The following is a 13,576-nucleotide window of genomic DNA, read 5'->3' as shown; positions in this document are numbered from 1 at the left end:
CAACGACGGATTCGATCCGGGCCAGACGGTCTGCTCACGAGGGCGAGGACGGGGCGACATGATCATTGGCTCATCAGATCACCGTGCTCCGGGTGTTCCAAGGGCCAATTTCATCGCACGTACGGCGAAGGCCCGGCAGGCCAAGCGCCTACCGGGCTGCGGACGGTCAACGCATGCTCTGATGCTTACCGTTCAAGTCTCGGCCGGGCCGAGTTAGGGCGCTCCACGGTGACGAGGCGCTCGCGGCGCAGGCGGACCTCGCTGAGGCGGTCCTCGCCGGGGAGGTACACAAGCAGTTCGGTGGGCCCCGCGGTGCCGTGGCCGAGGACTTCGGCGACATGGTGACGCTGGGCGCATCCGGACAGGGTGTAGGCGTCGCCGGGTTCCAGCGCAGAAGCAACGTCATAGAACGTGTCCCGTGCCCGGTCCTGCCAGCCTGCCGCCGCCTCCCGCGAGCAGGGCAGCGTCTGGATCTGCCGCAGCACCTCCGTCTCCTCCCAGCGGCGTCGGCAGGGCGCGCACGTCTCGGCACCGTGGTGGGGGTGCTCAAGCGGCTGCCCGCAGTACCCGGTGCTGGTGGTCGCGTCGCGGTAATGGCCTGTGACGAGGTTGCCGCAGCCTTTCGGGGCCCAAAGCACAGCCTCGTCGACATGGCACGGTTCGCCGCTGGGCAGCGTCAGCTCGCCAGCGGTGTGGTGGAAGCGGTCAAGAGCGGCGTCGAGTGTGTTGCAGTTGGCGCACACGCGTCGCGCGGCGGAGGGCCGGTCGTCGAGCGGTTTGCCGCAGAAGCCGAGCAGGTGCCCAGGGATGGGCCGGTGTGAAGATGCACTCTTGCCCGCGCCCGCAGCCGGGCGGAACTCCGGCTCGCCCCCTGGGTGGGGTGCCGTGGTGAGGATGAGCCAGGCGCGCGTGCAACTCTGGCACAACGTATGGGCCGTGTGCTCACCAATGGGCTGGAGGCCGGGGGCGTGGGTGCCGCATGCCGTCACAGGCTGGGCATCGGCGAGCAGGACGCCGTAGTGGGCGGTACCGTTCGTACGCCCGATGGCGAACCGGATCAGTGGCCGGGGCAAAAGACCTCCGTGAGGTAGACGGCGGGGAAGAAGCAGACGGTCAGACGCGTACGGCGCACAGGCCGTCGTGGTCGGTGGCCAGGCGCAACCGTCTTCGCAGGGATGACCGGCTCGGGCCTGGGTGGTGGCGGCCCGTTCATGGCAGCTGACGCACCAGGCGGGTGCATGGGCGAGGTCGCGGTTGCGGGCGAGAAAGCCGATGGAGCGGCAGCGCTCGCAGCGCTGGGCGTCGTAGGCAGGGCGTGGGTGCATCGGGAACACCTCTTTCAAGGACTGAGGCGGGGTGTAGCAGGAAGGCGCCGGTGCCCGGCCGGTGTTGGCGGCCGGGCCCAAGGTCAGTCCCGACGGACGATCGTGAGGCGCTCTTCCGCACTGCGTGGCAAACAGTGGCGTGCCACCGGGGCCGGGGACGCGAGCGAGGCAGCGAAGATGGCGACCAGCTCGTTGGGAACGCTCGGGCTGAAGTTCGCACACCAGAGGTAGGGAGCGCCGAACGTGGGCTCAGCCCACGCCTGCCAGCCCATCCGGTCTTCCTCCAAGCCGGCGTCCGCGATCAGGTCCGGCAGCAATTCGAGCGAGACGTGCGAGGCGAAGCCCGGGTCCGTGGCGGCGGTGCCGGGGCGGTCCACGTCACGGATCCAGCCCTGCCTGCTCAACGCCGCCACGACCACCTCGTACTCCGCAAAGCCGGTATCGGGCAGCGCACTGGCGTCGAGGGCGATGAGGAAGTCGTGCAGCGCCTCAGGCGGCACGCCGGTGGTGAAGTAGGCGTTCCACTGCACCAGCACGCTGCCCGCCGTCGGACGGGCGGAGATTTGCAGGGCGACCTGGAGTCCACCGAGCGTGAAGGGGCTGCTGGCCAGGATCCATTCGGCTGCGCTCAGCCCGTCCGGGCTCACGTACAGCAGGGTGTCGCGGGAGGTCGGCCACATGCGCCAGCCCAGCCCGGTCAGGGTGTCGCCGATCTGCTCGGCAAGGACGTCGTCGTCGCCGGCCAAGTGGCGCGGGGTGACCCAGCGCACCGGATGAGGCGAAACGGGGTAGGAGGAGTCAGAGGGATGGTGCGGGTGCAGGGGCGCCTCCGTGGTCTCGTCGGTGGTTCACTGCCCGCCGCTGGGGCGTGCGCCGCGCCGCCGGCGCGGCGGGGCCTCGGTCGGCTCGTGCCAGCTCAACGCGACCGCGACGTGGGGCAGGAGGGGGCCGAACTGTTCGGCTTCTTCCACGTCCGGCTCGGTGAGGAACAGCACGGGATGCCCCTCCTCGATGCGGGCGGCGACGGGGCCTGCGCGGTGGGCCATCGGGAAATCGGGGTTGAGAGCAAGCTGTACGACGGCGCTGTGGTCACAGGCGGACAACTGGTCGAGCAGGTCGCCAACGGTCGGCTCGGGCAATGTGCCGAACGCCGGGGCACCTTTGGCCTCAGCGATGAAGACAACGGGTCGGTCGGCGTCATCCCGGGTGGGGACCACGCTTCCCAGACGGCGGGCGGTACGCGCGAAGGGGTTGATCCACAGGCGGACCACCACGTCGCGGTCACCGGCGGACAGGCTCTCCAGCAGGTCGCCGACGGTCAGCTCCGGGGCCAAGACGCATCTCCTCGCAGTAATGGGCGCCCCACCAGGGGCCGAGGGCAGGGTACGTGCCGTGGCCGAGCGGCAGCTCCCAGCCGCGCGGTGACACAGGTTCACAGCGGCCGGGAGGTGGCCAGCACGTGCTGGACCGTGGCCGCGACGATCTCCGCCGGCGTCTCGGTGCCGAAGCGGACCCGGTAACCGGGAACCGTGGCGGTTCCGGTGACGGCGAGAGTCCAGCCGTCACCGTCGGTGCCGGGGCGTCCGAGCGGGAACCACCCGAGATAGAAGCGACCGTCCTTGCTGCTGACATGGACATCGGCCCGGTCGTCCACGACGAGGTGGAAGAAGTTTGCCGTGAACAGGTTGGTGACCATCGTCGGCTGGCCGGCGCCGAGCTGCCACCAACGCAGCCGCAGCGCCTCGGTGGTGGTGGAAAATCCGGGGGTGGACGCGTCCACGGTCACAGGCATCACCTCTCTGACCTGGGGTTTCGGGGGAAGGTCGTCTACGTTGACATGCCCCTGGCCTCTTCCACCAGTCCTTGCGTGCTCTTTCCTGTCTGCCCCCGGCGAACTGACCTTTGGACACGGGTGGGGCGGCATTGGAGTGACGAGACGGCGCGCCACGCCTGTGACCGGGTCCAGCCCTCGGCCGATGTGATCGGATTGAAGCGGTGGGCCCGGCGGGGTCCGTGCCCTGTGCTCGACCCGACATCGAGCACGCCGTGGAGAAGCCAACTCGGCCGGTACCGCTGCGTGGTCCGGTTGTTCCTCGTAGCTCTGTGCCGCGGGTTGTGTCGGGACGGCCCTGCGGTGTTGAGGGGCTTCGAATTATGAAGACAACCGCCGTCGAACGTCGCGCCGAACTGCTGCGTCTGTACACCGGTCTGCCCTGGCAATCCGCCCGGCGCCGGGTTGAAGCCGCTTCGCCCGGCTCTTTGCTTATCCCGCAACCGAGCGCAGACCAGTTGCTGCTGGAGGCCCGGGTGATGGCCGCACTGGCCTGGCGTCGGATCACCACGCTGCACCCCTGGGGCATCGAATACGTCGACCCGCGACCCGACCGCCTCCTGATCCGCTTCGAGGCTGACCCAGGCGAGCGGCCCGACCCAGACGAGACCCAGGCCCTGGACCTGGCCGAGGCGCTATTGCCGCGCGCCGACGAATACGGTGACGTCAAAGGGGTGCCAGGGGCCCGTACCTACGTCGAGGGCGGTCAGGTGGTCTTGCGCGTGCTGGACACGTCCGCCTCCGTCACTCTGCTGGGTCTGGACCCCGACGACTGGCTGCGCGCCGTCGACGTCCAGGATCGGCAACTGGGCGCCTATGGCATGAGGCCGTGCCACCGCGACCAGCCAGCCCGGTGGCACCCTGCCGAGCGTCCCTACCGGCGGCCGGGCCGCCGGGGTACCGCGGCTTCGGCCTGGCTGACCAGCGGGTTGCTGCGCCGGGTCGGCCTGATCCGTACCCTGGGCACGCCGCTGGCCGTAACGGGCTGGCTCGGTCACCACGAACGCAACGGCGGCGAACGCTGGATCATCGACCCCACGTTCGCGGAAGGCGCCGGCGCCACCGGCCACCGGCGGCTGATGGCACTGCTCGCGGCGCCCGGCTGGGGCCTGCCCCTTGCCCCTGCGGACGAACACTGCGTCTGCCATCTGCCGCCCGGCTACAGCGACCAATGCACCACCGTCACCGCCGGCCAGGCCGAATGGCGCGGAGTGCTGGAGGTTCGCGCCATCCAGCGATGCGGCGAACGCCTGAAGCAAATCCGGGACTGGGGCCCGGCGACCTACGCTGCCCAACAGCGCCTTGCCCTCTCCGTGCCCACGTGGGTCGACCGCTGGCTCGAGCGCGGCGGATCTCGTGTTCCATAGGAAGCAGTGGGCACCGTCAGTCCTGCGAGTGCCCGTTCCATTCGGTGAACGGGCACAGCTCACGGGACGAGGGCAATCAGGGTCCTAGTCCGTAGCAGCGGGCCCGTCAGGAGACGGCCGTACGCCAAGATGCGGCCAGCTCCACGAGCCGTCCGCGAAGTGCGCCGCGCTGCTCCTCCAGGTCCTCGGAGACGGTTGAGAGGAGATAGATGTTGTCACGGTAGAGGCGGAATCCAATGCTCTTCCACCCATAGGCGATCTTGGTGTTCACGCGATCCCATTCAGCTCGATTTTTCAAGCTCCGGCTGTCGAGGTCGGTGACCCCGGGCGAGCAGGCGACGGCCCGGCACCCGGGCATCAGCCGGAAGATGGCTTCCGAGGCGAGGATCGTGCCCAAGCCCTGCCCCCGCCACTCCTCGCGCAGGGTGACCCGGTCCATGACGAGCAGGGCTGATCCGCTGTATTCCAGCAGTTCGCTGACCTCGTTGGTGAAGTAGCCGGTGACGGGGTCGAGGAGGACCTGCGCAATCTCGTTCAGGTCCTCCGATTCATCTGCCAGCGCAGCGTGCGCGTTGCGCCCACGGTCAAGGTGCACGCGGAAGAAGGTCATCGAACCCACGGCACTGTCGCTCAAGGTGTACGCCGGACAATGGTCCGCTTCGCACGCACCGGGCGCGGTTGGACAACGGCTGTTGTCGTGCCTCCGGCGCCGGTGGAGGACCTCGACGCGCCACTCTTCGAGAGTGTCCGCGTGCGGGGTGTCGCTGAGCGAATCGGCGAAGACGAAACGCAGGTGCAGCTCGGCGGGGTCGCCAGGGAGCGGCGAGGGTTCGGTCACCGCCGCAGCCTAATCACCCCGGAGGGGCCGAGGGTGCGGAGGTCGCGACCCAACGGTGCCTTAGCTGGGCACGACGAAGCCCCCGGATTCGAGAGCGAATTCCGGGGGCTGTATTCGAAGGGGGGGCGGGTGTTAGCTCTCCGTGGAGCCGTCATGCTCGGAGTCGTCCGACCGACGTCGGCGAGCGACCAGGACGGCACCTGCGCCGGCAGCGAGGAGGACGGCGGCCCCGCCGATCAGCCACGGGGTGGCGTCAGCGCCGGTGTGGGCGAGGGAGCCCTCCGGCGTCGAGGTCTCGGGGGTCGCAGGGGTCTCGTCTGGGGCCGGCATGTGGGTGGCCGGTGCAGAGGGTGACGGCGTCGTGTGCAGGGTCGGCTTGTCCGTCGGGGTGACCGGTGGCTTCGTGGGCGGCACCGTCGGCGGGATGGTGGGCGGCGGGGTGGGCTTCGCCTTCTTGGTGTCGGTGAGGGTGACGGCAACGGGTGAGCCGGGCTTCGCGGTGAACTTCTGCGGCGTGGAATCGAGCTGGTACCCGTCGGGGGCCGTGGTCTCGGTGGCGGTGTAGGCGGTGCCGTTGCGGGAGGCGACCGGGAGCTGGGCCTTGGCGGTGCCGTCCTTGCCGGTGGTCAGGGTGACCGGGTCGCCGCCGTTGCCCGCCGGAATGATGTTGATCACGGCACCGGGCAGTGGCTTGCCGCTGTCCTTGTCGGTCTTGGTGACGGTGAAGTCGGCGGGCTTGAAGGGGTCGATGACGGTCAGGGGTGTGCCGTTGCCGGGGGTGACGATGACGTCCTGGTCGGCGACGGTGTTGTGCAGGGGGCTGCCGCTGCTGGTCTCCTTGAGGCGGTAGACGCCTGCGGCTAGGTCCTTGAAGACGAGCTGGCCATCCGCGTCGGTCTTGCCCGTGGACACCTCCTTGCCGGAGGAGTTGAGGAGGGTGAAGGCGGCGCCGGCCATCAGGTCGCCGCCGGGGTCCTTCTTGAGGATCTTGATGCCGCCGTACTCGACCATGTTCCTCGGGGCGGCCGTGGCCGGGGCGGATGGGGTGGGCTCGGGAGCATGGGCCGAGGCCGCTGGGGCCCAGGCCAGCGTGCCGGTCACGGTAGTGGCGACGGTAAGGGCGACAGCGGAGAGGGAACGGGCGGAGCGGGTAGGCAAGGAGGAACTCCAGGTTGGGGAGGTCTGTCGGGGGCGTGAGCCGGTGCTGCCGTCGGCGGCTTAGCGGCGTGCTGCGGTTCGGCGCGCTGTTGGTTGCGCGGCGCTGGGTGCCGTGGCGAGCCGGGCTCGGGAACGCCGCGGTGGTGTGCGGGTGATGCCGTGGTCGGTAAGCCAGTGGTGCGTGGCCAGGGCGCTGGGCAGGAGCACGTCGCGCAACCGGAAGAAACCGTCGCCCAGTTGGCTGCGCCGGATGAGCCAGTGCACCTCGGTGGTGGCGGCTCCCGAGGGCTCGAACAGGAGATAGGAGTCGTTTGGGTCGGGGCCTGTGAGCGTGTCCTTGGTGAGGTTGTACTGCGGGTGGTGTCGGCCGCGTTCACGGTCAATGGCCTCGGTGAGGCCGTCGGCGGGCCGCCCGCCGTAGCTGTCGCTCAGGATCCGGTGATTGCCCATCTCACGTTGCTCGAACCAGTCCTGTGCCGCAGCGAGGGTGGGCAGTTCGGCGCGCTCGATACGGAAGGTCCCGGCGATGGTGTTGCGCAGCACGTGGACGGCCACGATCGGGCTGCCGCCCGCCAGGCCCCAGCGTCCGGCCTTGTCCAGCAGCAGGGCGTACGTGTGGCGGGCGTCCTGGGTACCGAGGGTCTCCCGAACTTGGTAGCGGTCGCCGAGGGCGATCAGCACGTCGTATTGCTGTCGGGACGCGGCGTCGGCGGGCACGAAGGGGTGGAGTCCCAAGAAGGGGTAGTCACGGCCGCCGCTCACGCATGCCCCGTGTGGACGGACCGCGGGCCGGGAACGTGCGGCTCGGTGGTGAGGTCGAGGCGTTCCTGCACGGTCCGGGCGCGTTCTTGGGCCTCCGCCGCGGTGGCCGCTGTGGTGATGAGGAATCCGACGCGGGCGCTGAACATGTCGCCGTCGGGCGGCAGGGTGACCGTGTCGCCGACCGTGCGCTGGAAGGTGATCTGGTCCAGCCAGGGCGCGTCTGCGGCGAAGTCGTCGTCGAGGTGGCAGCGGGTGAGGGTGCCGGACGTGTTCGGGTAGAGCAGCCGTATCGCGGCGGCGCTGTGGCGGGTGCGGGCGAGTTCGGGGGGCTGGCCGCAGGCGGTGTCGGCGGCGGCGCGGGCCAGGTCCACGCCGGTGGCGAGCTGCACGAGGTGGCCGATCATGTCGCCGCCGAGGCGCGCATTGACCTCGATCAGGCGGGGGCGGCCGTTCACGAGCCGCATCTCGACGTGGCTCACCCCGTCGGTGATGCCGAGCGCCTTGATGGCCGAGGCGGCGACGGGCGCCACCTGGTCGAGCAGCGGATCGGCGGCGTCCACGCTGTGGGCGATCTCCTCGAAGAACGGCGGGGCGCCGAGCGTCTTGCGGGTGACGGCCACGGCAGTGGTGTGACCACGATGGGTGACGCACTCGACGGAGACCTCGGGACCGTCGAGGTACTCCTCCACCAGGACCTTGGTGCTCTCGATGCCGTCGCGTGCGCCGGCGGCGGCGAACGAGAAGCCGTCGGGGAGTTCTTCGACGCGGTCGATGCGGATGACGCCGATGCTGGCCGCACGGGCGGCGGGCTTGAGCACGATGGGGTAGCCGATCGTCTCGGCGGCGAGCGCCGCTTCCAGCAGGGAGCGTGCGGTCATCGAGGCTGCGGAGGGCACTCCGTGGCGGGCGAAGAGGGAGCGGGCCACTGCCTTGTTGCGGGCGCCTTCCATCACCTCGGGTCCGCTCGACGGCAGGCCCAGACGCCGGGCAAGACGCGCGGTTTGGGCCAAGTACCACTCGGTCCACGTCACCACCCCCGCCAGGTCGTGGCGCTCGGCGAGGGCCTGGCCTGCGTCAACCAATGCCTGGGCGTTGTCGGGATCGGCGATCTCGAAGTCGATGATGAACTCTCGCTCCCACGTGGGTTCGGCGGGAGTGATCAGGACGATGTCGTACCGCTGGGCGACGGCTTCGAGGCAGTATCCGCGGTAGTCCTGAGCCTCCGGGCCGGTGGTGGCAACGACGAGGATCGTGGGCAAGAACGCTCCAAATAGGTTCATGTAGAGGGCAGTTCGGTTTCGGCGTGGCAGTTCAGGGGGTGCGCCGGCGGCGCAGTTCGAAGGCGTGGGCCCACTCGGGGTGGTCCGCGACCAGCTGCCGCGCATACAGCGCGGTGTAGTTGTTGTTGAGCCCGCGCAGCCCCTGCGGGAGACGCCAGCGCAGGGCCTCGAACAACCCCTTCAGCCCGATGCGGGTGGCACCGGCAGCCATCCGCTCGGCCGTCAGCTTTTCCAGCGCCCGGTAGACGTAGGGATGAGCGGCGTCGAAAGCGAGGAACTGATCGGTGATCGTGGGCCTGGATCCCGCGCGAAAGGAGGGGCGGGCGACGGGTATGAGGGCCTGGGCGGCGGGCATGGGCATCGGGTTGGTCTCCGGGAGAGCGGACAGCAGGGGTGGGGTGAGGTCAGGCGAGATGGGCGCGCAGAACAGGGAGGGTGCGCAGCCGGGAGAAGGCCGTGAGCAGGCCCAGGGCCTGTAGCACCGCGCAGGCGGTGATCACGTGGCCGAGCAGGGCGGGCGGCACCGATGCGACCAGGACACCGGCCAGCGGAAACGGCAGCAGGAGCAGCAGGATCGTCACCGAGAGGGTGGCGCCGAATACCGACGCGGGGATGAGGTGGGAGCGCAGGGTGCGCAGCACCACTGTCATGCCGCCCTCGCCGGCCATGAGCACCGCGATGAGCACGAGATAGGCGGTGTAGGTCTGAGCGAGGGAGACCGCCAGGCACGCACTGGCCGCGACGGTGGCGGAGAGCGCCCCGACCGGCCACAGGCCGAAACGGTCGATCGCTCGGCGGCACACCGCGACCGTGATCAGGGAAGCGACGGCGGCCACCGACCAGATCAGGCCCACGTCAGCGCTGGAGTGTCCGAACTCCTTCATCACGATCACGGGGGCAGCGGCCTGGAGCAGGCCGACCGCCAAGTTGGAGAGGGTCAGTCCGCACACCAGCCAGCCCAGCGCGGGCAGCGCGCGCAAGGTCGTCCATCCGGTGCGCAGCCCGGCGAGGACCGGCTGCGGCTTCTCGGCGCGGGTGGTGTACTGCCGGGGGGCGAAGATGCACGCCAGGAGCGAGAAGACGGCGATCGTGACGAGCATTCCGTCGGCTCCCGCCCGCTCCAGCAGCAGGCCGGCGACAGCCGGTCCGGCCAGAGTGCCGACCTGATCAATGCCCAGGAGCACCGACTGCACCCGGTGGGCGCGCTCGCCGGCCTGGCGGCTGGCGATGCCTCCCGCCGTCTCGGCGGCGATGTAGGAGAACTCCGTGAGCACGCCGCTCGTGGCGGCGAGCAGCATGACAGCGGCGGTGGTGGCTACCCCGGTCCTCATCTGTGGCAGGGCGAAGGCGGCGGCCACGACCGCCAAGGCCCGTAGGAAGGAAGCCGTGCACAGCACGCGGGTGGTGCCGTGGCGGTCGACCATCGCTCCGGCTACGGCGAACGCGCCCAGTCGCGGCACCCACTCAAGCGCGAACGCCAGTCCGGTCAGGGGCGCGGAGTTGGTGGTGGCGAGCACCAGCAGCGGGATCCCGTACGTCGTCATCGCGAAGGCGCCGGCATCCATGCTGCGGGGCAGGTAGATGCCCCGCAGCAGGGTGGGGGCCTGTCGGCGGGCATGCCGTGGCCCGGCACTGGGTCTCACGCAGCGATCTCCCACTCATCCGCCGCATGGGAGGAGTGGAGGGCCGTGTGGTGCAGGGCGTACGCATGAGCCTTGAGCCAAGCGTCCAAGGCGCTCTGCGGGCCATCGAGGGCGACGATGGCGTCACGGCCAAGGACCGCTCCCCCAGGGGTGAGCATGCCGCTCGCGTCGCCGATCCGGGCAGTGGCATGTGCGAGTGCCGGAGTGTGGCTGAGCAGGTCGAGGGTGTGCTGGACCCGGGTGACGAAGTCCGTGGCCAGCGTGGGGAATTGATGGGCGCGGGCCCAGCGGGCGGCCGTGTCGTACACCTCGGCCAGTTCCTCGCCGCGGTCGGTGAGGCGGTAGCGGACTCGTTCGTCCTCGTCGCCGTAGACGAGGCCGAACTCGCGAGCCCGGTCGATGGCGTGGCGCAGTTGGTGGGCACTGAGGTCGTCAAAGGCGCTCTGTAGGCTGCCGCGGCGACGGCTGATGGGGCCGTTGTCGTCTATCTCGGTGATCAGGCGGACCAGTGCGGGCAGCGACAATGCCCGGATCGCGCGGCGTGCCTGCGGCTGGTTGGCGAGGATGCTGTGGGTCATCGGCGCGGCCCCTGAGCCTGCGGGAGGGCGATGGGGCGCGCCGGTATTTGGTGCGAGAACAGGTCGCCGCCCTTCCAGGCTGTGGCCGATGAGACCGCAGGCTGAATGGCGAGCGCGGCGGGGTACGCGGCTGAGGTCACGGCAGTGGCAGGTGCCGATACGCGGGGTTGGGTCGTCAGCCAGGGACCGGACGCCGCTTGCGTCACCACCGGTACGGGGGCCGCGCCCCACAGGGGGTGGGTGTCGGCGTCGTCGAGCGGGCGTCCCGCGGCCCAGGCACTCAGAGCCCGGTAGACCGGGGCGAGCGCGTGGCCGGTGGCGGTGAGCTCGTAGGCCCGGCCGTTCTTGCGGACCAGGCCGTCCCCGACCAGGCGGTCCACCTGGGGATAGACGTTGCTGAGCCGGTAGCCCGGCATCGCCGCGGCGGACAGGGCCTTGGCGCTGGAGGCGCCGCGGTCCTTGAGCACCCACAGGATCGGCGTGGCGTGCCGGGGACCGATCAGCGCGAGGGCATCCTCGATGTTCTGCGCCGGCGCGACCGTGACGAGCGGCTCCAGCTTCCCGGTGTCCTTGTTCTTCACCACCGGCTTTTCCAGGTACGTCTCGCCCCAGGCCGCGATCACGGTCAGGACAGGCATCAGGTCGGTGCCGCGTGCGGTCAGACCGTAGGTGACGTGGCCCTGGGAGACTTCGGTGCGCTCGACCAGCCCTGCGTCGGACAGCTTGCGCAGCTTGGGGTGGAGGGTGCCGTCATTCAGCCAGGGCAGGCGCGGCTTGATCTCCGCGTAGCGCAGGGGCTGAGCGGACAGAGTCATCAGGATCCACACGCTCCACAGCGGGGCGATCATCTCCAGCGACTCGGTGACGCGGGCGACGTCAACCTGGGTGGAGCGGGGCAGACCGGTGGTGGCCAAGGGGGTAACTCCTAGGGCGGGACGGGCGGATCAGCGGGTGCGGGTGGCAGCGGTCGCTGGAGCGGACGCGGGTGCCGCGGACGGCGGGGGGGTGTGGCGGGGACGCGGTGCAGGCCGGCGAGGACGGCGCTGACTGTCTTGGCGTGGGCGTCCCGGGTGGCGACGGATTCTGCGATCCGGCGCGCGCAGTCCAGCAGGTGGCCCGCTTCGAACTTGCCTATTTCGCGCTCTGGTTGGGCGAATTCACGCAGGCGCTGGAGCTGAAAGGCGCGTTCCGCTCGGCGAGCTGCACATCGCTGTAGCTGTTCGTCAGGGCGGCGAGCATGCTGCCGCGTGGATGGGTGTCGGCCTGAGCTTCGAGGGCGGCGATCGGCTGGCCGTACAGGTCCTCGATGCGGTCGGCGATGGTCTGGGAGAGGGTGTGGGGCAATCGGCGGGGCTTTCGGGGGCGGCGGGCCCGCACCGCCCCGGCACGCATAGGTGCCGGGGCGGGCGGGAGCGTGGTGGTGAGCCTGGGCTGGGCGAGCTGCACCGGTCGTACGGGGCGGTCTCCGGGTGGCGGCATGGTGTTCAGCAGACCGGTCAGGGCGGTGGCGTATCCGTCGCGGGCGGACAGGGCCGCCTCGAGCCACTGCGCGTCGAAGCGAAGGTCTTCGGCGGACAGTTCGCCCATGTCGCGGTCGGCGGCCGTGGCGTCGTGGATGCAGTCGCGGACCCGGGCGACCTGTTCCTCGGCCACCGCCAGCCAGGAGCGCAGCTCCACGGCGCGCGTGAGGGCGGCAGATGCCTCGGGTCCGGCGGCCTGTGTGTACAACTCGCTCAACGAGGCACCGAAGGCGCGGACCAGGACCTCGTCCTGGCTGGTGATTTTGTGTACGACGCTCACCGCAGCGCTCCTCGCACCGGGACAGCCGGCACAGGCACGCTCGGCGCCGGGGCCGTCGTCAGGGCCGGACCACGCCGGGGGGCAGTTTCGGCCCCCCGCCATGCTCCGGGCCCCCGGCGGCCCGGGGAGTTCGGGTCGGTGTAGTGGCGCACCACCATGGCTCGCCCGTCACGTACCGCCACGGCGGCGTTGACCTGGTGGGCCAGCGCCATGACCGGATCATCCAGCACGTCACCCGGGGCGGTGTCGAGGGCCGCGACGAGGGCGTCCTCGGCTTTGCTCAGTGCTTCCTGGGCCTCGGCGAGCATTCCGTACCACTTCACGACGACCGTGGCGTCGTCGTTGGCGCCCGGGGCGGCGGCCACCGCCCGTCGCAGGTCGGCCAGCGGCATCTGGAAGCGGGCCTCGATCTGCTGGGTGATGACGCCCATCACATCGTCGGCGTCGTCGGGCACGGCACTGATCCTTTCCTTGGAAATATGTGGGGCAAATCAACGGCGCTGCATTCGCGTTCAGCGACAAGGGGGAAGAGTGGTGCTGGCAGTTCGGTGAACTCGCTTGTCCGGACGACTAGTCGAGACACATGTAGGCGTCGCGGTAGACATACGAGCCCGAGACCCAGCCCTTTACGCCCGTGCTCTTGTCGGTGATGTAGTGCCAGTTACCGCTGGTCTTGAGGACCGTGAACGTGTGGGTGCGGTAGAGCACGCCGACGGCGGTGGACTTCGCGCTCGCCTGCGAGCGGATCGTCACCGCCTGCGTGTGCACGGCCCACGGTCCGGGCCGGTCACACGCGCGGCTGGTCGGTGCGGAAGCCGGCGCTTGGACGGGTGCGGCGCTCGCGGACGTGGCACCAACGAGCGGTAGGACGAGTGCGCCGAGAACGGCAGCAGAAACGGCTATGCGGGATGAGCGCATGAGGAATTGACCTCCAGGAAAGAGAGAAGGGACGCGGAAGCACGCCCGCGGCTCGCGCCGTGCGGGCAGTGGTTCA

At 70.1% G+C, this 13,576-nt stretch carries 15 protein-coding genes and 1 pseudogene; 1 reads left to right on the top strand and 15 read right to left on the bottom strand.

Annotation, left to right across the window (positions count from 1 at the left end; translation table 11 throughout):
• Positions 1-185: 185 nt before the first annotated feature.
• The 4 genes from ABZ404_RS13285 to ABZ404_RS13270 form a co-directional block, all read right to left on the bottom strand.
• Positions 186-1,073, bottom strand: coding sequence for a hypothetical protein (locus ABZ404_RS13285; RefSeq protein WP_358830755.1), 888 nt, complete (start codon positions 1,071-1,073; stop codon positions 186-188).
• Between the two features lie 335 nt (positions 1,074-1,408).
• Complete coding sequence (locus ABZ404_RS13280) at positions 1,409-2,071, bottom strand: DUF317 domain-containing protein (RefSeq protein WP_358830754.1); 663 nt, start codon at positions 2,069-2,071, stop codon at positions 1,409-1,411.
• Between the two features lie 102 nt (positions 2,072-2,173).
• Positions 2,174-2,659: a hypothetical protein gene (locus ABZ404_RS13275; RefSeq protein ID WP_358830753.1), complete on the bottom strand. Its 486-nt coding sequence runs from the start codon at positions 2,657-2,659 to the stop codon at positions 2,174-2,176.
• Between the two features lie 98 nt (positions 2,660-2,757).
• Positions 2,758-3,111, bottom strand: coding sequence for a DUF317 domain-containing protein (locus ABZ404_RS13270; protein ID WP_358830752.1), 354 nt, complete (start codon positions 3,109-3,111; stop codon positions 2,758-2,760).
• 368 nt (positions 3,112-3,479) lie between these two features.
• Here ABZ404_RS13270 and ABZ404_RS13265 point away from each other — a divergent pair, with 368 nt between their 5' ends.
• The gene (locus tag ABZ404_RS13265; RefSeq protein ID WP_358830751.1) at positions 3,480-4,523 is read left to right on the top strand and encodes a hypothetical protein; all 1,044 of its coding nucleotides are present in this window, start codon (positions 3,480-3,482) and stop codon (positions 4,521-4,523) included.
• Positions 4,524-4,629: 106 nt separating this feature from the next.
• Here ABZ404_RS13265 and ABZ404_RS13260 read toward each other — a convergent pair whose 3' ends face one another.
• The 11 genes and pseudogenes from ABZ404_RS13260 to ABZ404_RS13210 all read right to left on the bottom strand — a co-directional run bounded on the left by ABZ404_RS13260 (position 4,630) and on the right by ABZ404_RS13210 (position 13,500).
• The gene (locus tag ABZ404_RS13260; protein WP_358830750.1) at positions 4,630-5,361 is read right to left on the bottom strand and encodes a hypothetical protein; all 732 of its coding nucleotides are present in this window, start codon (positions 5,359-5,361) and stop codon (positions 4,630-4,632) included.
• A 132-nt stretch (positions 5,362-5,493) separates the two neighbouring features.
• Complete coding sequence (locus tag ABZ404_RS13255) at positions 5,494-6,462, bottom strand: SpaA isopeptide-forming pilin-related protein (RefSeq protein ID WP_358830749.1); 969 nt, start codon at positions 6,460-6,462, stop codon at positions 5,494-5,496.
• Between the two features lie 117 nt (positions 6,463-6,579).
• Entirely contained in the window at positions 6,580-7,281 is a 702-nt protein-coding gene (locus ABZ404_RS13250; protein WP_358830748.1) for a hypothetical protein, read from the bottom strand.
• Positions 7,278-8,531: an ATP-grasp domain-containing protein gene (locus tag ABZ404_RS13245; protein ID WP_358830827.1), complete on the bottom strand. Its 1,254-nt coding sequence runs from the start codon at positions 8,529-8,531 to the stop codon at positions 7,278-7,280. Before ABZ404_RS13245 ends, ABZ404_RS13250 begins: the two co-directional genes overlap by 4 nt.
• A 61-nt stretch (positions 8,532-8,592) precedes the next feature.
• Positions 8,593-8,922: a hypothetical protein gene (locus tag ABZ404_RS13240; RefSeq protein WP_358830747.1), complete on the bottom strand. Its 330-nt coding sequence runs from the start codon at positions 8,920-8,922 to the stop codon at positions 8,593-8,595.
• Positions 8,923-8,965: 43 nt separating this feature from the next.
• Positions 8,966-10,204 carry an MFS transporter gene (locus ABZ404_RS13235; RefSeq protein WP_358830746.1) on the bottom strand — a complete coding sequence of 413 codons (1,239 nt, stop codon included), beginning with the start codon at positions 10,202-10,204 and terminating at the stop codon, positions 8,966-8,968.
• On the bottom strand, positions 10,201-10,782 hold the full coding sequence (locus tag ABZ404_RS13230; protein ID WP_358830745.1) for a hypothetical protein: 582 nt from the start codon (positions 10,780-10,782) through the stop codon (positions 10,201-10,203). Before ABZ404_RS13230 ends, ABZ404_RS13235 begins: the two co-directional genes overlap by 4 nt.
• On the bottom strand, positions 10,779-11,696 hold the full coding sequence (locus ABZ404_RS13225) for a winged helix-turn-helix transcriptional regulator (RefSeq protein ID WP_358830744.1): 918 nt from the start codon (positions 11,694-11,696) through the stop codon (positions 10,779-10,781). Before ABZ404_RS13225 ends, ABZ404_RS13230 begins: the two co-directional genes overlap by 4 nt.
• Positions 11,697-12,141: 445 nt before the next feature.
• Positions 12,142-12,582: pseudogene (locus ABZ404_RS13220) on the bottom strand (hypothetical protein); the annotation flags it as partial.
• Positions 12,579-13,037 (bottom strand): hypothetical protein, encoded by a 459-nt coding sequence (locus ABZ404_RS13215; protein WP_358830743.1) that lies wholly within the window; start codon positions 13,035-13,037, stop codon positions 12,579-12,581. The pseudogene ABZ404_RS13220 and the gene ABZ404_RS13215, both read right to left, overlap by 4 nt.
• Before the next feature lie 115 nt (positions 13,038-13,152).
• Positions 13,153-13,500, bottom strand: coding sequence for an SH3 domain-containing protein (locus tag ABZ404_RS13210; protein WP_358830742.1), 348 nt, complete (start codon positions 13,498-13,500; stop codon positions 13,153-13,155).
• Between the last annotated feature and the right edge of the window lie 76 nt (positions 13,501-13,576).

The sequence above is a fragment of the Streptomyces sp. NPDC005878 genome (assembly GCF_040629815.1).
Taxonomy (GTDB): domain Bacteria; phylum Actinomycetota; class Actinomycetes; order Streptomycetales; family Streptomycetaceae; genus Streptomyces.
This window is presented reverse-complemented; position numbering and strand designations above follow the sequence as displayed.

Excerpts from the sequence above, each read along its gene's own strand:
- ABZ404_RS13230 (WP_358830745.1), bottom strand. The coding sequence starts at position 10,782 with ATGACCCACAGCATCCTCGCCAACCAGCCGCAGGCACGCCGCGCGATC.
- ABZ404_RS13265 (WP_358830751.1), top strand. The coding sequence starts at position 3,480 with ATGAAGACAACCGCCGTCGAACGTCGCGCCGAACTGCTGCGTCTGTAC.
- ABZ404_RS13210 (WP_358830742.1), bottom strand. The coding sequence starts at position 13,500 with ATGCGCTCATCCCGCATAGCCGTTTCTGCTGCCGTTCTCGGCGCACTC.
- ABZ404_RS13240 (WP_358830747.1), bottom strand. The coding sequence starts at position 8,922 with ATGCCCATGCCCGCCGCCCAGGCCCTCATACCCGTCGCCCGCCCCTCC.